The sequence below is a fragment of the Clostridium sp. genome, assembly GCF_036642255.1.
Taxonomy (GTDB): Bacteria; Bacillota; Clostridia; order Clostridiales; family Clostridiaceae; genus Clostridium_J.
Genome location: NZ_JAVWDJ010000019.1, coordinates 46,314 through 69,820, shown reverse-complemented (window position 1 = coordinate 69,820; position 23,507 = coordinate 46,314). Strand labels below are relative to the sequence as shown.

Genomic DNA, 23,507 nt, shown 5'->3' with positions numbered 1-23,507 from the left:
GAGCAGCTGACTTGTAATCAGCAGGTTGTAGGTTCGATTCCTATTGCCAGCTCCAAAAACCTTGAACAATAGTTCAAGGTTTTTTTTATTTTAATCCAAGCTATAAATAAAAATTCCATTATTTAAGGAGTTAATTATTCATAAGTAAATGTTATAAAAATAATAAATTAATATAAATAAAAAAGTTAGGAAATTTATCCTAACTTTTTTTTATGCCATTCTTTTTTGTAATCTAATATCTTTTCCATAGAACTTGCAGATATCGAAGTTTCCCATTAGTCTTGAAGTTATTCTTTCTGAATAAATATTTAAAAGACCATCAAGAGAATAATTTGTAGAAACCAACATCTTTTTGCTCTTAAGAAGCTTACTGTTTAATAAGTTAAAAAGTTCTGTTTTGGAGAAATCTGAGGACATTTCTGTACCTAGGTCATCAATGATAAGTAAATCACAATTTATTAAATAATCTTCTAATTCTAAGTTACCATTAAACTTAATATCTTTTAAGCATTTAATTAAATCCTCAGAGGTTTTATATACTACAAAATGCCCTTTATCTAAAAGTTCTTTAGCAATGCAATGTGATAAAAAAGTTTTTCCAGTACCTGAATTCCCATAAAATAATAAATTTTCATCACTTTCATTGAAATTCTTTATAAAATTCCAAGCCTTGCTTACTATAATTTCAATATTTTCTTTTGGACTATATCTTTCAGGGCCACTATTTATGTTGGCATAATAATCAAAAGTAAAGTTATCAAAGTTATTTTTAGATAGTAATTTTGATAGATCTGTATTTGCATAGTATATTTGTACTAGCTTTTTTTTGTAGCAAATACACTTTTCCCTTCCAATAAAACCAGTATCTTTGCATTTGGGGCAATTGTATTTTAGTTCCAGGTAATCCATAGAGTAGCCATGTTCTACAAGAAGCTCAGACTTTTTCATTCTAAGAGTAGTTATTTTTTCTTTAACTTCGGCTAAGTACTCTTCTCTATTATCTAAATTTCTCAGAGCATTTAGTGACATTTGAATACAAAGTTTACCGATACTTTTTTCTAATTGAATAACTTCAGGAAGATGAATTTCAATTTCTTCTTTTCTTTTTTTGAGAGATTCTTCTTCTTTTAACCTAATAGTTTCATAAATATTCATTATTTCTAAGTGATGACCACTAATCATTATTATCCCATCCTAATAATTTTCTTTCTAATTCATCAAAATCATAAGTCCGTTGATCATAGTTATTAAAATTACCTTTAGTATTGTTATTACTATTAGTATTACTATTAATAATAGGTTTATGACTGATTTTTTTTCTGTCCTTTTTCTCAATATCCTCTAAGCTCTTAATATTATCCTTAAACCAACTGTTTAGGATTCCATCAATGTACTTAAAGTCTGCTCGGTTTAATCTCTCAAAGCATATGTCACAGGCTTTATAAATGATTTCTGTAGGAAACTTATAAACATTTAGCCATTTAGCAAGAATATCTTCTTGAGGCTTCATTACATCACCGCTTTTAATTCCAAGGTATGTAAGTATCTTTCTAATGTTAGTCCATTTGTCTTCATGTCTTTTTATAAAGCTTTGAGCTCCTTCAATATCCTTTATGTTAGAGTCGTGCCAAGCCATTGCTATTTTTTCTATATATCTATAGTCAACTTTTCCCTTTGAGACACAATATTGAATTAATAAAAGAATAAGTTCTGGAGAAAAATTAAAATCCTTTTGCCAACCCAAATAAAGAGTCATTTCCTTAGGGGAAAGAGGACGACCAATAAGTTTTTCAATGTCTTGTAGCATACCTTTAACAGAAGAATTATCTAATTCTTTGATAAGGTCTAAGTTTTTCATACCTTCTTCTGGGGTATTACTTAAATCTAAGAATTCAATACGAAAGTTTCCCATATTATCGATGGCAGACATTTTTATTACCCCTTCATCATTCCAATAATTCCAGGCATTTAATATATCTGTCTCTAAAAGACATAGGGTTGATGCAATAAGGCTTGAATTTGCACCAAGCTCACCGCTTACACAGTACTTAAGACCAAGGAGATAAACTTTTACATATTCTCCTCTGGCTTTTGACATGTATTTATCTATGAACACATTACTTACAGGTGTATAATCTAAAGTTTTGTTTTTAAACATGAAAGTGCTCATGGAATCCCTACCTTTCTAAATATGATATAGGCTTATATGCTTAAGTTTAATTTAAATACATTTTTAAGCCTAAAGAAAAACAGCTAGTGTAATATATAAGTGAAGTATTAAAATTACTTTCCTATAAATTAACACTAAACTATTATAATGTTAAACATTATTAATATCAACTGGGAGTATTTTATAATTTTTTGTTACAGATTAAGACTTAAACTCACTGTTTTTAGTGTTTTCAATAGGGATACATTACAGTAACTTAATAAAACTTAAATTTTAGTAAGAATTAAATCTTACTAATAGAAGTAATGGAAGCAAGTCTACTTAGTAGTTATGAAATTTCTAATTTATAAGTTTCATAGTTAGAAAGAATTGAAATGCTTTAAGTATAGTATATCACATACTTTAATTTAAGAGTAAGAATTAAGAATATATGAATTGTGTTTAATAGTACCTTGTTAGGGTAATATTAACAATATAGATATGGAGGTATGACATGATAAAATTCAAAACATTAGATAAAATGATTTTTATGGTTTTAATTACTATTATTTCAATTCTAATTATGATGCTAGCAGGTAACAACAAATCATATAGCGCCGCACCAATTAGTAATAAGGTTAGTGCTTTTATTATGAAATCCGATGGTATAGATGTTGGAATTATAAATCACAAACAGCAGGGGGAAGAAGTGATAAGTATTGTTAAAAAAAGATATTTATCCAAGATAGATGAAAAAGATATGAAAGTTGTAGTTGTAGATAATACTATTACCTATGAAGAAGTACTCTGTGATGAAAAGGATATATACAGCGTAGAAGCTTTAAGCAATAAAATTGTAGATTATAATAATACTCATGAAAAAAATATTCTGAGCTTTACTATTGTTAAAGAAAATGAAATAACCCCAGTTTTTAAAAAGTTAAATAACAACTTAATTGCATTACATAGTTCATTACATACTCCAACAAAGGGATGGTTAAGTTCGCCATTTGGAGTAAGAGATGGCATTATGCATAAGGGAATTGATTTTGCTGCAGACTTAGGAACTCCTATAGAAGCAGCTATTGATGGAAAAGTGATTTTTTCTGGAGTGGCTAATGGATACGGAAAAGTTATAAAAATAAGTCATAATAATAATATTGAAACGGTCTATGCTCATTGTAGCAAAATTTATGTTAATAATGGTGATATTGTAAGAAAAGGACAATATATTGCTGATGTGGGGAGCACAGGTAATAGTACAGGTCCTCATCTCCACTTTGAATTAAAATTAAATGGAAATCCCATAGATCCCCTTAACTATGATAATAAAAAGCAGTATTAAAATATACTATACTTATGTAACAAATGTTACGGATATTTTTTTAATTTTAGTTTATCATATAACTATAGAAAGACTTAGCTCTTTAAAAAGAAAACAAACAATAACCTTTAAAGATAGTCTATGGTTGTTACTAAGCATGAAGAATTAATCAGCTTCATGATAATTGAAAAAATAAAGAAGAGGAAGAAAAGGAGAATAGTTATATGAGCGCATTTTTAGCACCAATCCATAGTTGGTTATTTAATAAAGTACTTATGTTCCAAGACATAGAGTTAGATTTAAGAAATAAATACCTTGAGGTTTATGGCGAAGAAGCAAGAGAAGTGATTGAAGAAACAAAAGCTTATGGTGAACTTATAGATAGAACAAAATCTATAGAAGAGTTAATTGATTTAAGCAATATCCATGGCTGGCTTCAAAATAGGATTCAAAATGGTGAAAGTAGAGTGGCGTTAATTTTAAGTAAAGTTATAGAAAAACATGGTGATGAGGCAGTAAAGATTGCTGAAGATATTTTCTATAACAATGGAGTTAAGAATGGGAACATGGCAAAAAATAAAGAAAATCCACAAAGCGCTAAGGATATGTTCTCTACTATAAACAACTATATCTTAGAAGGAATGCCTTGTGATAGAGTTCAAAAACTACTTGTGGCTGATGAGAATTTGGTAAGATGGATAAATACTGATTGTGTGCATAGAGGCAATTTCCAAAGAGTTGGTGGAGATATTAATTTATTCTACAAATTAAGATTCTTATACTTGAAGGGCTTTGTTAAGGCAGCAAATGAAGGATATAAATTCTATGAAACAAATAATGAGGATGATTACGTATATAATATAGAAAAAGAATAACAATTAATTCCTTAACCCCTACCTATAGACTATTAGATAAATCTAATAGTCTATTTTTATTTTACAGATAAACTATTAAAAGCGTTTTGAATTAATAGTAAGAAGAGTTTAAGATAGCGTTTAATTTTTAGAAGAGAGTTATCTGTTTCACTTATTCAAAAAAAATTAACATATTAAATTCAATAAGATTTGATTATGAAATATTATTTGAATAGCAAAGAGTAAATGTCTGCATTTAAACCATTTCATAAGATAATTAACAATGTGTAAAATTATACCAGAATTTTACTGTAATAACAAAATCCATATTGACATATAGTTTTATTGGAGATATACTTTGATTATCAAAATATTTGATTGTCAAAGCAAAGGAGAAGATTTAAAATGACATCGACTTCTTCAAATAAAAAAATATTAAATGAGTTATTGGTAGAGACCTTTAATGATATACTTCAAATTGAGCAAAAGGCTCTTAAAGAAGGGGTATTAAAAGATCTATCTATTACAGAAATACATACTATTGAAGCAATTGGTATGTACGGATCAAGAACCATGAGCGAAGCCGCTCAAGACTTAAATATTACAGTAGGAACTTTAACTACTGCTATAAATAAACTCGTGAAGAAAGAATATGTAGAGAGGCAAAGAGGGCAAGAAGATAGAAGATCAGTTATGATTGCTCTTAGCAGAAAAGGGAAGCTTGCCTATAGAATTCATCAAAGGTTTCATCAGGAGATGGTAGAAGCTACTATTAATGGATTAACAAGTGAAGAAGAGGATATATTAATAAAGTCCTTAGAAAAATTAAATTCATTTTTTAAATATAAGTATAGCTTACATGGAGATCAAGGAGGGCAATAATGAAAAATATAGAAATTATAGGAACAGGTTCCTATGCTCCAAATCATGTAGTTACTAATGAAATGTTAGAAAAGTTAGTTGACACATCCAATGAATGGATTGTATCTAGAACAGGAATAGAAAGCAGACATATATCAAAGGGTGAGGAAGCATCGGATTTAGCCACAAAGGCTGCATTAGAGGCATTAAAAGATAGCAATGTAAGTACAGTGGAAATTGACCTTATTATTGTAGCAACTTGCAGCCCGGACTCGCTAGTACCTTCTGTAGCATGCAAGGTACAGAAAAATATTGGAGCTGTTAATGCTATGGCTTTTGATATTAATGCTGCATGTAGCGGATTTATCTTTGGTGTGGATATTGCAAAGAGTTTTATGAACTCAGGTAGATTTAGTACTGCATTAGTAATTGGTACAGAAACCTTATCTAAGATTGTAAATTGGAAAGATAGAAACACTTGTGTGTTATTTGGAGACGGGGCAGGAGCCGCAGTATTAAAAGTAAGTGATTTTAATGGAGTATCTTATATTAATTCTAAAAGTGAAGGCGAAAAATGGGAAGCTCTAACATGTGGAATACCTTTAGAGAATCCATTTATGACTAGTGAATCCTTAGCAAATAACAAGATAGCTATGGAAGGTAAGGAAATTTATAAATTTGCTGTAAGAATAATGGAAAGCGAATTTAATAGAATCTTAAATGAAGCACAATTAGCTAAAGAGGATATTGATTTTATAGTTCCACATCAGGCTAATATTAGAATGATAGAAGCTTTTAGCAAAAAGATAAATGTTTCCTTAGATAAATTTATAATTAACTTGAATAAGTATGGAAATACCTCTGGTGCAAGTATACCAATTGCACTGGATGAAGCAAATAAGAATAATTCCTTTAAAAAAGGAAATAAAATTGTAATTATAGGTTTTGGTGGTGGACTTACCTATGGAAGTGCACTAATAACATGGAATAAATTTTAGGAGGAATATAAAATGATATTAGAAAAAGTTAAAAAGGTAGTAGCAGATCAGTTATCAATGGAGGTAGATGAGATTAAGTTAGATTCAAATTTCTCAGATGATTTAGGAGTAGATTCCTTAGAAATATTTGAAATAGTTATGAGTTTAGAAGAGGAATTTGAAATAGAAATTCCAAATGAGGATATTGAAAACATCAAAACTATACAAGAAATAGTTAATTACGTTAAGTCTAAGATTGAAGAGTAAAGTTTAAGGTCAGATGGAAGAACTATCTGACCTTAACTATAGGAGGTAAACATGATTAAATCAGATATATGCTCAATACTTGGAATTAAATATCCCATTATTCAGGGAGGAATGGCATGGATAGCAGATAGTAGCTTAGCCAGTGCAGTGTCCAATGCAGGAGGTCTAGGAATTATTGCAGCAGGTAATAATACCCCTGAAAATATAAGAAAAGAAATTAAAAAGACCAAGGAACTTACAGATAAACCTTTTGGTGTAAATATCATGTTGTTAAGTGAACATGCGGATAAAATAGCAGAGATAGTTTGTGAGGAAGGGGTTAAAGTTGTAACTACTGGAGCTGGAAACCCTGGAAAATATATGGATATGTGGAAAAGTCATAATATTAAGGTAATTCCAGTTGTTGCCTCAGTGGCTTTAGCAAAGAGAATGGAAAGAAGTGGAGCAGACATAGTTATTGCTGAAGGAATGGAAGCTGGTGGACATATTGGAGAACTTACCACTATGTCATTAGTACCTCAAGTAGTAGATAGCGTAAGCATTCCAGTGGTAGCAGCTGGTGGTGTTGGAGATGGAAGAGGAATGGCAGCAGCGCTAATGCTTGGAGCTAAAGGAGTTCAAGTTGGTACAAGATTTTTAGTGGCCAAAGAATGCACAGTTCACGAAAATTACAAGAAAAAAGTTATTAGTGCTAAGGATATAGACTCTGTGGTAACGGCAAGAAGCACTGGTCATCCTGTAAGAGTACTTAGAAATAAACTATCAAGAGAGTTTGTTAATTTAGAAAAGCAAGCTGCTTCTTTTGAGGAAATTGAAAGATTAGGATCAGGAGCACTTAGAAAGGCTGTTGTTGAGGGAGATATAGATAACGGTTCAGTAATGGCAGGACAAATAGCTGGTCTTATCAGTAAGGAAGAAAGTTGTGAAGAAATCATAAAAGATTTAGTTAATGGAGCTAAAGAGGTTTTAGAAAAAGTGACTTCACTTAATTTTGGAGGATAACATGAAAAAAGTTGGATTTATATTTCCAGGTCAAGGAGCTCAATATGTAGGCATGGGTAAGGAACTATATGATAGTTTTAATGAGGCAAAAGAGGTATTTGATAAAGCTGAAAAAGTTTTAAATAGAAACATATCTGACCTTTGCTTTCAAGGTCCTGCAGAGGAGTTGGCAAGCACTGATAACACTCAAGTATCAATTTTAACTACTTCTATAGCAGCTCTTGAGGTTCTAAAGAAATTTGATATAATTCCACAGGCGGTAGCTGGACTAAGTCTTGGAGAATATTCGGCACTAGTTGCGAGTGGGGCACTTTCTCTTGAAGATGGCTTAAAGGTAGTAGAAAAAAGAGGAAGATTCATGAAGGAAGACAGTGATAAAAGCAAAGGTGAAATGGCAGCAGTATTAGGTCTTTCTGCGGATGTCTTGAAGAAAATCTGTGATGAATGTGAAGACTTAGGGGTCATATCAATTGCTAATTATAACTGCCCTGGGCAAATTGTAATTGCCGGGGAAATTAAACCTTTAAATAAAGCTGTAGAGCTTTGTAATGAAAAAGGAGCAAAAAAAGTTATTAAACTTCCTGTAAGTGGTGCATTCCATACAGATCTTTTATTAAATGCTTCAAATAGATTAAGAGAAGAATTAAATGATATAAACTTTAATGATTTTAAGGTGGCTTTTATACCAAATATCACTGGTGAAATTTTAGAAAGTACAGAAAATCTTAAAGATATATTAAAGAACCAAGTAAGAAGTTCAGTTCAATGGGAAAAATCTATAACTACTATGATTAGTGAGGGTATTGACACATTTATTGAGGTAGGTCCAGGAAAGGCACTAAGTGGCTTTGTAAAGAAAATAGATAGAAGCTTAAAGGTTTATAACGTAGAGGATTTAGCCTCACTTAATAAAGTTTTAGAAGCCTTACAATAAAAGTACCAACAACTTTTAAGGTATTGACGAAAGATAAGTCTCTCATCATATTTAATGATTAAATCAGTAAAAGGTGGGAGCCAAATCTTCGCAAATAATTGGTTGAACAAAACAAAAATAGTTATTATTTAATCTAAGTTAATTTGTTAATTATTTAATAATTGAACAATAGGAGAGTAAATTATGTTAAAAGGAAAAAATGCAATTATAACAGGTGCAAGCAGAGGCATTGGTAGAGCAATAGCATTAGCTTTTGCAAAGAATGGCGCTAATGTAGTTATTAATTATAGAAGCAATGATGAACTTGCAGATAGTTTAATTAGTGAAATTGAAGAATATGGTGTTAAAGCTATAAAAGTAAAAGGCGACATCAGCAAACTTGAAGATGCAGAAACTCTTATTAATACTGCTATAAACGAATTTAAAACTATAGATATTCTAGTTAATAATGCAGGGATAACCAAAGATGGTTTATTTATGAGAATGAAGGAAGAAGATTTCGATTCTGTTATAAATACAAATCTTAAGGGTACTTTCAACACATCAAAAGCTGTTATTTCAAAAATGATAAAGGCTAAAGGTGGAAGAATTATAAATATTTCTTCTGTGGTAGGAGTAATAGGAAATGGTGGTCAGGCAAATTATGCAGCCTCTAAAGCTGGAGTGATTGGACTTACAAAATCTATTGCAAAAGAAGTAGGGTCAAGAGGTATTACTGTAAATGCTATAGCACCTGGATTTATTGAAAGTGATATGACAGAGGTTTTAAGTGATAAAGTTAAGGAAACAATGTTAAATAGTATACCACTTAAAGCTTTTGGAAAAGGTGAAGATGTAGCAAATCTTGCTCTATTTTTAGCATCTGATATGGCAAGTTATATCACAGGTCAAGTTGTACATGTTGATGGCGGAATGGTAATGTAGGATTAGGAGGAATTTAAATGGCAAAAAGAGTTGTAATCACAGGAATGGGAGCTGTAACTCCTATAGGTAATGATGTAAACACGTTCTGGAACGGAGTTAAACAAGGGGTTTGTGGTATTGATTTTATTAAAACTATAAACACTGAAAACTTTAAAGTGAAGTTAGCTGCAGAAGTAAAGGACTTTAACCCAGAAGTTGCAATAGATAAAAAAGAAATTAAGAGAATGGATAAATATACTCAATATGCTATGGTAGCAAGTGAAGAGGCAATAAAGGCTTCAGGGTTAGATTTAGAAGCTGTTGATTCAGAAAGATTTGGTATAGTAGTAGGGTCAGGAATTGGTGGATTATATACCTTAGAAAGCGAGCATAATAAGCTTTTAAATAAAGGGCCAAAATGGGTATCTCCTTTTATGGTACCAATGATGATTGCAAATATTGCCAGTGGACATATTGGAATAAAATACAATGCAAAAGGACCTTGCCTTTCAGTGGTTACTGCTTGTGCTACAGGAACTAATAGCATTGGAGAAGCTTTTGAAATGATAAAAGCTGACAGAGCTGATATTATGATAGCTGGTGGTTGTGAAGCTCCAATTACTGAAACAGCAGTAGCAGGATTTACTTCTCTAACAGCATTAAGCAGAAGCGAGGATCCTAAGAGAGCATCCATACCTTTCGATAAAGAGAGAAATGGCTTTGTAATGGGAGAGGGAGCAGGGATATTAATTCTTGAAAGCTTAGAGCACGCTCAAAAGAGAAATGCAAAAATATACGGTGAAATTGTTGGTTATGGAACTACTTGTGATGCTTATCATATCACTCAACCAGCTAATGATGGTGAAGGTGCTAGAAAAGCTATGGAACTAGCTGTAAAAGAAGCAAAGATAGGACTAGAGGAAGTTTCATACATTAATGCCCATGGAACAAGTACTCCATTTAATGATAAGTTTGAAACCATAGCTATCAAAAATCTTTTTAAAGAGAAGGCTTATAAAGTACCAGTAAGTTCAACAAAGTCAATGATTGGGCACCTTTTAGGGGCAGCAGGAGCAGTAGAAGCCATAGTATGTGTAAAGGCTTTACAAGAAGGCTTCATTCCTCCAACTATTGGATTTAAAGAAAAGGATGAAGATTGCGATCTTGATTATGTTCCAAATGTAGGAAGAGAAGCTGAACTTAACTATGCTATGTCTAACTCCTTAGGGTTTGGTGGACATAATGCTACATTGCTATTTAAGAAGTGGGAGGAATAGTCATGGATTATAAAGCAGTAGAACAGCTAATAAAAGCGTTAAGTGATTCCACAGTTAACGAGCTAGAGCTTGAAACTAGTGATATGAAAATTAGAATGAGTAAGTCTGCTACTAAGGTAGTTCTAAGTGAAGCTACAGTAGATAGATCAAACTATATAGAAGCAAGAGAAAATCCTTTAGTCATAGATAGTAGTAGCAATGAAGTTAATAAGCCACAAGTTAAACAAGAAATTATTAACGAGGAAATTGCAAATGAAGATTTATTTATAGTAAAGTCACCAATGGTAGGAACATTCTACACTTCACCAAGTGAAAATTCTGATGCCTTTGTAAAGGTGGGAGATAAAGTAGAAAAAGGAACTGTACTTTGCATTGTGGAGGCTATGAAGCTTATGAATGAAATCGAAGGTGAAGTAGAAGGAACAATAGTAGAAATTTTGGCTAAGAATGGCCAAATGATTGAGTATGGTGAGCCACTATTTAAAATAAAGCTTTAGGAGATTAATTATGAAAAATGTTGCTTTGAATATAAAGGAAATACAAGAAATAATTCCTCATAGATATCCTTTCCTATTTATAGATTATATTGAGTCACTAGAAAGTGGCAAAAGTGCAATAGGATACAAGAATGTAACTATGAATGAATACTTCTTTCAAGGACACTTTCCAGAAGAACCAGTGTTACCTGGAGTAATAATAGTAGAAGCCTTAGCTCAAGTTGGAGCAGTAGCTTTACTTCATAGTGAGAAGTTTAGAGGAAAGATAGCTTATTTTGGCGGAATAAAAGAAGCTAGATTTAGAAGAAAAGTAGTTCCAGGAGATACTCTAAAGTTACAGGTTGAAATTATAAAAATGAAGGGACCTGTAGGAATAGGAAAAGCATTAGCTACAGTAGATGGAGAAGTTGCTTGTGAATGTGAACTTACCTTTGCTGTGGGTATGTAATCTTAAGTTAGGAAGGTAATAATATGTTCAAAAAAATATTAATTGCTAACAGAGGAGAAATTGCCGTTAGAATAATTAGAGCTTGCAGAGAAATGGGAATACAAACAGTAGCAATTTACTCAGAAGCGGATAGAGATGCATTACATACTCAATTAGCTGATGAGGCTGTTTGTGTAGGACCAGCACCTTCAAGGGAGAGTTATTTAAATGAAAAGAATATATTAAGTGCCACGATTTTAAAAGGTGCTGAAGCTATACATCCTGGCTTTGGATTCCTATCAGAAAATCCAAAGTTTGCAAAGATGTGTGAAGAATGCAATATTAACTTTATTGGACCATCTTCAGATAATATCGAGAATATGGGAAATAAATCTAGGGCTAAGGAAATAATGATAGAAGCTAAGGTACCAGTGGTACCAGGATCTAAAGGTATTGTAAAGGACGAAAAAGAAGCAGTAAAAGTAGCAAATTCTATAGGATTTCCTATTATGATAAAAGCTTCTGCCGGTGGTGGTGGAAAAGGAATTAGAATAGTAAGGGACCCTAAGGATGTAATAAAAGAATTCAACACTGCAAAAAGTGAAGCAAAAGTTTCCTTTAATGATGATTCTATGTATATAGAAAAGTTTGTAGAAAAACCAAGGCACATAGAGATACAATTATTAGGTGATAGCCATGGTAATGTAGTATATCTAGGAGAAAGAGAATGCTCTGTACAAAGAAGAAATCAAAAGGTTTTAGAAGAGGCACCATCTGTAGTATTAACTGAAAAATTAAGAAAAGAAATGGGAGAAACTGCAGTGCGTGCTGCTAAGGCTATAGGGTACAAAAATGCAGGAACTATCGAATTTTTAGTTGATAAAGATTTAAACTTCTATTTTATGGAGATGAATACAAGAATACAGGTAGAGCATCCAGTAACAGAAATGATAACAGGTATAGACTTAATTAAGGAGCAAATTAGAGTAGCTTATGGTGAAGCACTTAGCTTTAAACAAGAAGATATAGTTCTAAGAGGCCATGCTATAGAATGTAGAATTAATGCAGAAAATCCTTATAAGAACTTTATGCCTTCTCCAGGGGAAATAAAGAGTTTATTAATTCCAGGTGGAAATGGTGTAAGACTAGATTCAGGAGTATATCAAGGATATAAGATTCCATCAGTGTATGATTCTATGGTGGGAAAACTTATTGTCCATGGCAAAGATAGGGATGAAGCTATAAATAAGATGAAAAGAGCCTTAAGTGAGTTTATTATAGAAGGAATTCACACTAATATTGATTTACATCTTGAAATACTATCAAATGAAAAATTTATTAGTGGAGACTTTGATACAAGTTTTATAAGTAGTGAGTTAAAATTATAGTGATGAGCATCATTGGCGAGTTATTTTATTTCGGATGCTTTATACGTAACCTAAGAGAGGTAATTGTATGTTAGAACTTAAAAGGTTATTTAAAAAAAATGTATATATTGAAGTTAAAAATAATCCACAAAAGGAAGAAAATAAACCCACAATCCCTGATGGATTGTGGGTAAAATGTGAAGGCTGTGGAAAAATTTTATATAAGAATGATCTACAGGATAATAAAAAGGTGTGCATATATTGTAGCCATCATTTTAGGTTAACTGCAAGAGAAAGAATTGAGCAAATAATTGATGATGGAACTTTTGTAGAGCTACACAAAAATCTTCATAGCTGTAACCCACTAGAGTTTAATGGATATGAAGAAAAACTAGAAAAGCTAAAAAAATCAACAGAACTTAAAGAGGCTGTAGTAACAGGATATGGGAAGATAAATAATAATCTCACAGTTATAGCAGTAATGGATAGTAGATTTTTGATGGGAAGTATGGGTAGTGTTGTTGGTGAAAAAATAACCAGAGCTGTTGAATTTGCTACTGAAAGATCTCTTCCTATTATAATTTTTACTTGTTCTGGTGGTGCCAGAATGCAGGAGGGAATATTCTCTTTAATGCAAATGGCCAAAACTTCAAGTGCTATTTCTGCTCATAATCAAAAGGGGCTTCTTTACATTACAGTACTTACTGACCCAACAACTGGGGGAGTTACAGCTAGTTTTGCCATGCTTGGAGATATAATTTTATCAGAGCCAAATGCACTAATTGGATTTGCAGGTAGAAGAGTAATAGAGCAGACTATTAAAGAAAATCTTCCAGATGATTTTCAAAAGGCGGAATTCCTTCAGAAAAAAGGTTTCGTAGATAGAATAGTAAAAAGAAGTGAGCTTAAAGAGACTTTGGGTACAATGCTAAGGTTTCATAGGGTTTAAATAAGTGCCTGGCTATAGGAGTGGTAGATATGGAAAGTAACATTAAAATGAAGATTACAGCCTGGGATAAAGTCAATATGGCAAGAGCTATTTCTAGGCCAACTTCTTTAGATTATATAGGAAATATATTTGATAATTTTATAGAACTTAAAGGTGATAGAAACTACGCTGATGATTCAGCTATTGTAGGGGGAATATGCGAGTTTAAAGGAATGCCTGTAACAGTTATTGGTATTCAAAAGGGAAATAATACAAAAGAAAATATCGCTAGGAACTTTGGAATGCCTAAGGCTGAAGGGTATAGAAAAGCCTTAAGATTAATGAAGCAAGCAGAAAAATTCAGAAGACCAGTGATCACCTTTATTGATACTCCAGGAGCCTTTTGTGGTATTGAGGCTGAAGAAAGAGGAGTAGGAGAAGCTATTGCAAGAAATTTAATGGAAATGAGCTCTTTAAAATGTCCAATAATCTCTATTATCATTGGAGAAGGTGGAAGTGGGGGAGCTTTAGCACTTGCTGTAGGTGACGAAGTTTGGATGTTAGAGCATTCAATTTATTCAATTCTTTCTCCCGAAGGTTTTGCTAGTATTCTTTATAAAGATGCTACAAAAGCAAAAGAAGCAGCAGAAAAAATGAAAATAACTTCAAAGGATTTATTGGACTTTGAGATAATAGATAGAATGATTAAAGAGCCATCAGGTGGTGCTCAGGCAGATTTAGAAAAGACTGCAAAGGCTATTTCTAAAAATCTTGAGGAAGCGCTAGAAAGATTAAAGAGTGAAACAATGGACTCTTTACTTACGAAACGCTATTATAAATTTAGAAAAATTGGAAAGTTTTTAGAAGAAACTGTATAATTAAAATTCCAAAAAGAGACTAACTTTTAGGGTTAGTCTCTTTTTTATAAAAATATATCTTAATATATAAGCTTATTTTTAGACTTTAACGGCATTTTTCAAGGAGGATTCCACCATACTATTTAGATGGCAGTTTTAGTCAGAAAATTAAACTTTGGAGTGGGACCTAAATCTCCTTCCAAAATTCTTTAACAAAATGAACTTGTTCATTATTTAATTGTAGAAAATTAGTTTTTAAGATAAAGTATGTTAAAATAATAATGCTTATGGATAAAGTTTACTCTTATAAACTTATAAATAACTTTCAAATTTACTTAATATGGAATTTGTGATAAGATAATATAAATACATAAATATTTGTGAAAGTTTTGATTATTTGAAAAAAGTAAATACATTAGACATAAAATAAAAGGTAATGATTATAAACGTGAGAGGGTGAAGTGAAATGGATAAAAATATAATTTTAGTGGTTGATTCGGCCTCTGCTCTACCACTTGAATTTATTCAACAAGAAAATGTTGTTTGGGCACCAATAGTTTGTCACTTTAAAGGTAAAGATATAGAAGATGATTTTGGAAAAACTTTAAACATAAAGGAATTTTATGAAGGATTAAGAAGTGGTGAGATGCCAACAACATCTCAAATTAACGTATTTAGATTTGAAGAGCTTTTTAGGCCACTAGTGGAAGAAAACAAATCCATTATATATATTGGATTATCTTCTGGACTTACAGGAACAATAGATAATGCTAGAAGAGCAGTGCTTAACCTTAAAGAGGAATATGAAAGCTGTGACATTACAATAATTGACTCATTATGTGCAAGTTTAGGCCTTGGGCTTCTTTGTTACTTAACTTACGAGAAGATAAGGGAAGGAAAATCTAAGGATGAAGTTATAGCCTTTGCAGAAGAAACAAAGCTAAAAGTTAATCTTTATTTCACTGTAGATGATTTAAATCATCTAAAAAGAGGGGGAAGAGTATCAGCTACGGCTGCTGCTGTAGGAACTTTATTAAGTGTTAAGCCAATACTTCATATGAATAATGAAGGAAAGCTTATTCCACTAACTAAAGTAAGAGGACGTAAGAAGGCTATTGCTGCGCTTGCAGAAAAATTTATAGAAAGGTCAGACAAAAATGAAATGCAAACTATTACTATAGTTCATGGAGATTGTTTGGAAGATGCTCTAGCACTTGAGAAGCTTTGCAGGGAAAACGGGAATGTGAAAGAATGCATAATTAATTTTGAAGGACCTACTGTTGCAAGTCACACAGGTGCAGGTCTAGTAGGACTATACTTTGTTGGTAAAGAAAGAGAGTAAAATATATTTTTAGGGATAGGTCTTTCATCTTAATAAGGTGGAGGCCTATTATTTTCGAAAAGTATTTGAATGAATTTTATTTATAAAAACAATGTCAATCGTAGAAAAGATGCATATACAGTTATTAACCCTTTTATTTATAATTCACTAGGAGGTAGTTATGAATACTAGAGAAATATTAATAAATGCTAAAAAAGCTACGATTGAATCATTATTTGACCATGAGATAAGCGATAGGCAAGTCATTGTATATAATAGAAATGCCGCTAAAGCATATGCAGAAGCATATGCACTGTCACCAAATACAAAACAGTATCCACTTTTTAAGGATGATGATTGCACCAACTTTATATCACAGGTTCTTAGAGCTGGTGGAATGATGATGATAGGGAATGATTACACAAAGTTTCAGAATTGGTTTTGTTATACAAACAACCCAAGGAACTTAGCACAGATATCCTTGACATGGAGAAGTGCAAGATATTTTAGAAGGCATTGGGGAAATGAAAATGGTATAGGAAGTAATGCAGCAAGGGAATATAAGGAAATGAAATTGTTAGATGCTATTGCAAATTTCCAAGGGTTATATAATATTTTAGAAATTGGTGATGTAATTCAGTACGGTGACCCTAAGAAAGGTAATTTGCCCTATCACACTCAAGTAATACATGCAAAGGGATATAATACAGTTAAAGGCAGAAACGATCTATTTATGGCGCAGCATACTGCAAATAGAAAGAATGTTTCTTTATATGAATACTTTTCTTTGTTAAAAGATAAAGATAGAAGACGTATTTATATTTATCGTTTCTAAGGTGGGGTAGAGCAATGTTCTACCTCTTCTTTTTGTTTATTTTTCTTTCACTTATACTATAATATAGATATTGCACTAAATATTATTTATGTAATATATAAATTTTGAGGACATTTTAATTATGCATGGTTATCAATTATGCTTTGTTAAAGAGTTAAAATTGAAGTCTATATGTAGGTTGAATTTTGTGTGAAGATATAAAACTATAAATTTTGGAGGAATTAATATGGATAAAATAAATAGAAATGATTTATGTTGGTGTGGTAGTGGAAAGAAGTATAAGAAATGCCATATGGAAGAAGATGCAAAGATATCAAAGTTAGAAGTTGAATTAGGATATGTAATACCACGAGAAAGTATAAAAAATGAAAAAGATATAGAAGGAATAAGAAAGAGTTGTAAGCTAACTAGTGAAATTTTAGATATGGTAGGAGAGAAAATTAAGGTAGGCATAACCACAGAAGAAATTAATAGGTGGGTCCATGACTATACTGTAGAACATGGCGCATATCCAGCACCACTTGGATATAATGGATTTCCAAAGAGTACATGTGTGTCAATAAATGAAGTAGTTTGCCATGGAATTCCTGATGATAATAAGATAATTAATGATGGAGATATTGTAAATGTAGATGTTACTTGTATTCTAGATGGATATTATGGGGATTCAAATAGGACTTATGTAATTGGGAATGCAACAGAGGAGGCGAAAAAACTAGTAAGAGTAGCAAAGGAATGTTTAAATTTAGGAATAGAACAAGTTAAGCCTTATAACACTCTTGGCGATATAGGTCATGCAATTCAAAGTCATGCAGAAGCTCATGGATATTCTGTAGTATATGAGTATGGTGGTCATGGTATTGGTAATGAATTTCATGAAGAGCCATTCGTTCCGCATATAGGGAAAAAGGGTGAAGGAATGATATTACTTCCTAATATGATATTTACCATAGAGCCTATGATAAATATTGGGAGACCAGAAACAGTTGTGCTCGAAGATGAATGGACTGCTATTACCGCTGATGGATCGTTATCGGCTCAATGGGAACATACTATTAGAGTAACAGAAGATGGATGTGAAGTATTAACATAATATAAAGAATAGGTTTCTTAAAAATCATAATTATTAAAAAGGGAAATATAATAAAGATAAGTAATGCTAAATCATGTGGAAGTTAATTCATTTTTATGGTAAATTATGTTATAATATTTGTGGGGTAGTATATGTGTGGGGGGAGAGTTAAGAATGGATATTGTTAACAATAGATATAGAATTGTAAATAGATTAAAGCAAAGTAGATTATATTCTATCTATGAAGCCCTAGATATTCAAAAGGGTTTTATAACTGTAAAACTATACATTCTTAATTCAAAGTATGTATCAAAAGATTTTATTGATTATTGTACTCTTAAATTTGAAAACTTAGGAAGTCTAAATAATAATCATATGATAGAAGCAATTGAATTTGGTACTGTAAAGCAAATAGATAATAAAAAGTCATATCAAAAAACCTATTACTATACTACTGAATATGTGAATGATAAAGAAAAAGTACTAAATATAAATTACGAATTATCGGAAAAACATTTAGTGAAATGTTTTGTAAATATATGCAAGGCGGTAAAGTATTTTGATAATTCTGGAGGCCCATACAGTGAATTAAATATTGATAATATTTATATTAAAGATAAGGACTTCATTATAAAGTTAAAGGATACTATTACTACGGAGCTAGAAAAAAATGAATTTAATTCAGAACTAGAATTTGTCAATTTATTTAAGTCACCAGAGAGTATCAGCAATGGTATCATAAGTATTTCTTCACAAATATATTCTTTAGGAATTATTCTTTTAATTTTAAGTTTAAAGAGTAATGGCCTATATGAGAGTAAAAGGCAAGTAGCTGAGGTTGTTAATGATATTCAAAACTGTGGATGTAATGCAGAGGGTGAAATTTTAAGTAGCAAAATATATGCAATTATATTAAAGATGATAAGTTTGAATTCTGAGAATAGATATAGCACTATAGATATGATAATTGAGGATATTAATAATAGATATGGTACAAGTTATAGAGCTCATAGCAAAAGTGAAATGGAAAAACTAAACTTTGATATAAGAATTATTGGTAGAGAAGAGGAAATTTCCTCAATATTATCAGTAAAAGAATCTGTATTTAAGTATAATTTAACAAAAAATGTTGTAGCAGTTCATGGAGAGATGGGCATCGGAAAAACCAGGCTGCTAAGACATATCAATTATATCTCGGCTTTAGGAGATGATTACGCAATTTTTTCCTTTAATAACGGAAAAGTAAATGATGATTATTCCAACAAATCCTTAGTTGATATACTAAGGCAAATAATTCCCATGGCCAATAGTGAGTTGAAAAATAAATATGCTTTTGAAATAGGAAAGTTTGTACCAGAGTTATCAGAAAGGAAAAACCTTTTAGCTAATAATCCTTTAAAAGGTAATAAGGAAAAATATAGGTTAATAAGTAGGCTTGCTTCATTCCTAGAAGAGTTTTTTTCAGATAAACAAGGAGTAATCATAATAGATGATTTAGATAAGGCAGATGAATTTACATTAGATTTCTTTTTTTACCTAATGAGTAAATATAATAAAGGCACAAAAATAATGATTTTATTTTCCTACTGTGATGGTGAGTGTTTAGAGAACAAAAAATTTATGGAGTTCTTATCTAACGTGAGAGATAGCGTGAGACTTGAATTATTATTAAAACCACTAACCACTGATCAGGCAGGATTTATGATAAAAGAGATACTAAACATAGCAGTTCCTTTTGTTAAATTTACAGAAAACATATATAGGCATACTAGAGGGAATCCCTTATTTATAGAAGAGACAATGAAAGATATATTTCTAAGGAAAATGATATATGTAGAGGAGAATAGTGGCAAGTGGTACAAGTTAGACGATGATAAATTTTTCCTTCCACAAAATATGTATGAAGCTTATAGGAATCAAATGGGAAAGATAGACAAGATTTCTTTAGAGGTTTTATCTATTATTTCCATATTTGAAAGTGCTATATCTATGGAGGTTATAAGAGAATTTATAAATGAGCATGATACGGATATTTCAATTAAGATAGATGACCTAATCAGTAAAGGGTTACTATGTAGAAAAATTGAAGATAGAGGTTTTGTTTACGACTTTTATAATAGGTTTTTAAAAGCTTTTATTTATGAAAGTATTGATAAAGAAGAAAAGAGAGAAAAACATAGATTAGCTTCTGGAATACTAAGTAAATACTATGAGGAAAATGATAATAACTTAATAAATGAAATGATTTACCATCTAGAAAAGTCAGATCAGTATAATAAACTTCTATATTATTACTTAGAAAATGCAGAGATAATGATAACTTTAAAAAATAGAGCAGAAGGTATAAAAAATCTTTCTAAAGCAATACAATTAGTAGAAGAACGATTTTTAGACCAAGAAGGCTCAACTCTAAATAATAAACTAAATTTATTAATAAAAATTGGAGATCTTTACTCTGAAGAAGGTGGAAGAGCAGAAGCACTTTGCTATTATACTGAAGCAGAGGAAATAGCTGAAAAAAGTGAACTTATCAAGGAACAGATAGATATAATATTTAAAATAATCGATATAATTTTTCTTACTGGTGAAGAAATCCTAGTAGATGAGTATTTAGTAAAGGTTAAAAGGCTTTTAAGTGCAATTGAATATACTGAAGGTAAATTAAACTATTTAAAAATTATCTGTCAAAAAGCATTTAATGAACAAAGATATGAGGAATCTTATAATACTTGTACTGAAGGGATTAAGCTTTGTGGGGATAAATATATAAAGCATAAGGTTATATTTAACACCTATTATTCTAATGTGCTTATAGTTAGAAGTAAGATCCAGGAAGCTTTGAAAAATCTAAATCAATGTCTTAAGCAGTGTTATGAAACTAATTATCATACTGGAATAGTTAAGATTATGAATAGTTTAGGGGTAATTTATAGTGATTATTTACAAGACAATGAAGAAGCACTAAAATGTTTTGAAAAGGTCTATAAACTTAGTAAAGAACACAATGATATATATGATGAAATAATTGCCCTAAGTAACATTGGATTTACTAACTTTACACTTCAGAATTACGATTATGCTTACGAGTACTTTATTAAAGCTGTTAACAAGGCAAAGAAATACGACTATAATAGTATGATTTTTTATGGATATACTTACCTAGGGAATATTTCCTTCAAATTTGGAAATTATGGTGAAGCACATAGATACTACTCACTTTGTGAGGATCAGCTACGAAATGGTCAAAATCAAGGACAAGAAGTAGGACCTTTCTATCTTTTGGCATTCAGATTGAACTTCATATTTGGAAATAAGGAAAAAGCTAGTGAGTATATTGAAAAGGCGGCCAAGATTTATGAAAGTTCAGATTCAATACTAAAATGGGAACTTGAAGTTTTACGCTTGTTTGCAAATTTAATGATAAATAAAAGTTTTACAGGAAATATCATTAAAGAATTGCTAGAAATAAGTGAAAAGATTACTGGCATGGATAGTAAATTAGCTATTTTGTACGAATGTATAATTATACTAAGAGACTTAGGATTTATTATTGAGGCAAAGAAAATCTATGAGTTTATGGAAAATAATAATATGGAAAGTAAGAATAATAGACTAATTTGCAATAAGCTATATCTGCAAAATATTTTAAGTAGTAACATTAATATTGAAGAGCTGATGAAGGCTACAGATATTTGTAATAAACACGAACAAACACATATTCTTTGGAGGATATATTCAGAAATAGGTAATTATTATTTTAGAAAAAAGGAATACTCATATGCTGTTACGTACTACTTTGAAGCTTGTGGAATTATTGCTGATTTAGTACTTCAGGTACCTAAAGAATATAGAGTGACCTTTATAAATAGTAACAATATGATTAAGCCTTTCATGAGATTTATTGATATAGAAAATTATTTTGAAAATAATAAACTATTTTCAAAAGCTGTTAATTCTAGAATATATGTAAATAATGAAAGCGATATTGAGATACTATTTAATTACTTAAATGATAATAAAATATTAAAAAATAAAAAATTCATGAGAACATTGAAAAAGATATGGGCTTTATCCATTGGAGAAGATATTCAGGAATTTGGAGAGCTCATCGATAAGTTAAGTCTCAATAGTATTAAGAATATGGAATTAATCATACAATATATGAGCTATACTACCTTAGCAACAAAGGCAAGTGTAATTATAGAAGTTGATAAGAAGTTTCAAGTGCTTGCAAGCAGTGGTAAAGATAATGAACTGCCAAAGGACCTAAGTATTGTTGAAAGATGTAGGGATTCTTTAAAGCCAATACTTAGTAAGGATAACTTTTTGGAAGGTTTAAATTTGAACTCCTGCAAGATATCCAGTAATAATGTGAGAGCTGCTATGTGTATACCCATAGTAATGGATTCAAAATTAGATCTAATAGACAAGTATAAAAGGGATTCAGATATATATTATTATAATGATAATGTACTTGGTTATGTTTATATTGAATCAGAAAGAATTCTTAATAATATTAATGATAATACAATTGATGAGTGTACAGTACTTAGTAAGATATTAGGTGTTGTTATAGATAAACATAATACCACAATTAGCTCAAGTATCGATAAGCTTACGGGTACCTTTACAAGAAAACAACTTGAAAGATTGATTCAAAATCAAATTGATAGAGCATGTGAATTAAATACTCAATTTTCACTTTTAATGTTTGATTTAGATAAGTTTAAAGATATCAATGATAATTTTGGTCATAGAGCAGGAGATAAAGTTCTACAAAAGCTATGTGAAATTGTTATGAATAATATTAGACAAAGAGATTTGGTTGGGAGATATGGTGGAGAAGAATTTATAGTTATACTTCCGGATACAGACGTTGAGGGAGCTAAGCAAGTAGCAGAAAAGATTAGGGGTAAGATTGAACAAGGTAAAATACTAGGAGATAAGAGAGATGTTACTATAAGTCTTGGCATATCAAATTACCCACATCATTCAGTTAATTACGAAGAATTAGTTGAGAAAGCAGATCAGGCACTTTACGCAGCCAAAAATAATGGAAGAAACATCTATAAGGTGTGGAATGAAACCTATTCACTTAAAGGAAATACTACAAACAGGTTAAGTGGAATTCTTACAGGAAGCACTAACCAAGATTTTAGAAATGTATCAACCTTAGTTGAAATTGTTGATTTAATAAATGAGAATAAAACAATTGAAAATAAGATTTATAGTATCTTGGGAAAAATTATCGAAGTTACTGAATCTGAAAATGCAGGGTTATTCTTACTAGAAGATAATAATATAGTGAATACCTTTGTAAGAAAGAAATTTTTACCAGAATGGGGTACTTTAGAATCATTCAATGAAAATATTATTTATAATTCAATAGCTTCTGGAGAAAATGTGTGCTCTATAGATTGGGACAACATAAGTGAGTACGACTCTTTAAATATTATTCCAGATTGGAAATCCATTATGGTAATACCAATTAAAAAGGCAGAGTGTGTATTAGCAGTGCTATATTTGTCAGTTTCTCATGAAGTTAAAGAGTTTAATGGGGATGAATTAAATTTTGTCAGTACACTAGGTAAAATCATTACTACTATTTTATAAATAGAAGTTTTAATAGGGCTGAAATGCCCTATTTTTATAGAT

General features: G+C 30.9%; 20 protein-coding genes. 18 read left to right on the top strand and 2 right to left on the bottom strand.

What is annotated here, in order from left to right; genetic code table 11:
• Window positions 1-210: 210 nt before the first annotated feature.
• The gene (locus RR409_RS11925; protein WP_332557984.1) at window positions 211-1,182 is read right to left on the bottom strand and encodes an ATP-binding protein; all 972 of its coding nucleotides are present in this window, start codon (window positions 1,180-1,182) and stop codon (window positions 211-213) included.
• The gene (locus tag RR409_RS11920) at window positions 1,175-2,170 is read right to left on the bottom strand and encodes a DnaD domain protein (RefSeq protein ID WP_332557983.1); all 996 of its coding nucleotides are present in this window, start codon (window positions 2,168-2,170) and stop codon (window positions 1,175-1,177) included. The genes RR409_RS11925 and RR409_RS11920 overlap by 8 nt, the downstream gene beginning before the upstream one ends.
• Before the next feature lie 493 nt (window positions 2,171-2,663).
• Here RR409_RS11920 and RR409_RS11915 point away from each other — a divergent pair, with 493 nt between their 5' ends.
• From RR409_RS11915 to RR409_RS11830, 18 genes are all read left to right on the top strand, one after another.
• On the top strand, window positions 2,664-3,494 hold the full coding sequence (locus RR409_RS11915) for a M23 family metallopeptidase (RefSeq protein WP_332557982.1): 831 nt from the start codon (window positions 2,664-2,666) through the stop codon (window positions 3,492-3,494).
• Between the two features lie 203 nt (window positions 3,495-3,697).
• A complete protein-coding gene (locus tag RR409_RS11910) occupies window positions 3,698-4,348 on the top strand; it encodes a hypothetical protein (RefSeq protein WP_332557981.1) in 651 nt (216 codons plus the stop codon).
• Between the two features lie 384 nt (window positions 4,349-4,732).
• Window positions 4,733-5,209 carry a MarR family transcriptional regulator gene (locus RR409_RS11905; RefSeq protein WP_332557980.1) on the top strand — a complete coding sequence of 159 codons (477 nt, stop codon included), beginning with the start codon at window positions 4,733-4,735 and terminating at the stop codon, window positions 5,207-5,209.
• Complete coding sequence (locus RR409_RS11900; protein WP_332557979.1) at window positions 5,209-6,186, top strand: beta-ketoacyl-ACP synthase III; 978 nt, start codon at window positions 5,209-5,211, stop codon at window positions 6,184-6,186. The genes RR409_RS11905 and RR409_RS11900 overlap by 1 nt, the downstream gene beginning before the upstream one ends.
• Window positions 6,187-6,198: 12 nt before the next feature.
• Window positions 6,199-6,432, top strand: coding sequence for an acyl carrier protein (gene acpP / locus RR409_RS11895; protein ID WP_332557978.1), 234 nt, complete (start codon window positions 6,199-6,201; stop codon window positions 6,430-6,432).
• Window positions 6,433-6,483: 51 nt separating this feature from the next.
• Entirely contained in the window at window positions 6,484-7,434 is a 951-nt protein-coding gene (gene fabK, locus RR409_RS11890) for an enoyl-[acyl-carrier-protein] reductase FabK (protein WP_332557977.1), read from the top strand.
• Window position 7,435: 1 nt separating this feature from the next.
• Entirely contained in the window at window positions 7,436-8,368 is a 933-nt protein-coding gene (gene fabD / locus RR409_RS11885) for an ACP S-malonyltransferase (protein WP_332557976.1), read from the top strand.
• Between the two features lie 183 nt (window positions 8,369-8,551).
• Complete coding sequence (fabG, locus tag RR409_RS11880) at window positions 8,552-9,292, top strand: 3-oxoacyl-[acyl-carrier-protein] reductase (protein ID WP_332557975.1); 741 nt, start codon at window positions 8,552-8,554, stop codon at window positions 9,290-9,292.
• A gap of 17 nt (window positions 9,293-9,309) precedes the next feature.
• Window positions 9,310-10,548, top strand: a complete 1,239-nt coding sequence (gene fabF, locus RR409_RS11875) for a beta-ketoacyl-ACP synthase II (RefSeq protein ID WP_332557974.1) — start codon at window positions 9,310-9,312, stop codon at window positions 10,546-10,548.
• A 2-nt stretch (window positions 10,549-10,550) separates the two neighbouring features.
• Window positions 10,551-11,045: an acetyl-CoA carboxylase biotin carboxyl carrier protein gene (accB, locus tag RR409_RS11870; RefSeq protein ID WP_332557973.1), complete on the top strand. Its 495-nt coding sequence runs from the start codon at window positions 10,551-10,553 to the stop codon at window positions 11,043-11,045.
• Window positions 11,046-11,055: 10 nt separating this feature from the next.
• Window positions 11,056-11,493, top strand: coding sequence for a 3-hydroxyacyl-ACP dehydratase FabZ (fabZ, locus tag RR409_RS11865; RefSeq protein WP_332557972.1), 438 nt, complete (start codon window positions 11,056-11,058; stop codon window positions 11,491-11,493).
• Between the two features lie 23 nt (window positions 11,494-11,516).
• The gene (locus RR409_RS11860; protein ID WP_332557971.1) at window positions 11,517-12,860 is read left to right on the top strand and encodes an acetyl-CoA carboxylase biotin carboxylase subunit; all 1,344 of its coding nucleotides are present in this window, start codon (window positions 11,517-11,519) and stop codon (window positions 12,858-12,860) included.
• A 67-nt stretch (window positions 12,861-12,927) separates the two neighbouring features.
• Complete coding sequence (accD, locus tag RR409_RS11855) at window positions 12,928-13,788, top strand: acetyl-CoA carboxylase, carboxyltransferase subunit beta (protein WP_332557970.1); 861 nt, start codon at window positions 12,928-12,930, stop codon at window positions 13,786-13,788.
• A gap of 29 nt (window positions 13,789-13,817) precedes the next feature.
• On the top strand, window positions 13,818-14,645 hold the full coding sequence (locus RR409_RS11850) for an acetyl-CoA carboxylase carboxyltransferase subunit alpha (RefSeq protein ID WP_332557969.1): 828 nt from the start codon (window positions 13,818-13,820) through the stop codon (window positions 14,643-14,645).
• A 445-nt stretch (window positions 14,646-15,090) separates the two neighbouring features.
• The gene (locus RR409_RS11845; RefSeq protein ID WP_332557968.1) at window positions 15,091-15,966 is read left to right on the top strand and encodes a DegV family protein; all 876 of its coding nucleotides are present in this window, start codon (window positions 15,091-15,093) and stop codon (window positions 15,964-15,966) included.
• Window positions 15,967-16,126: 160 nt separating this feature from the next.
• Entirely contained in the window at window positions 16,127-16,780 is a 654-nt protein-coding gene (locus RR409_RS11840; protein ID WP_332557967.1) for an amidase domain-containing protein, read from the top strand.
• A 226-nt stretch (window positions 16,781-17,006) separates the two neighbouring features.
• The gene (locus RR409_RS11835) at window positions 17,007-17,873 is read left to right on the top strand and encodes a methionyl aminopeptidase (RefSeq protein WP_332557966.1); all 867 of its coding nucleotides are present in this window, start codon (window positions 17,007-17,009) and stop codon (window positions 17,871-17,873) included.
• 153 nt (window positions 17,874-18,026) lie between these two features.
• Window positions 18,027-23,465 carry a diguanylate cyclase gene (locus tag RR409_RS11830; protein ID WP_332557965.1) on the top strand — a complete coding sequence of 1,813 codons (5,439 nt, stop codon included), beginning with the start codon at window positions 18,027-18,029 and terminating at the stop codon, window positions 23,463-23,465.
• Window positions 23,466-23,507: the final 42 nt, after the last annotated feature.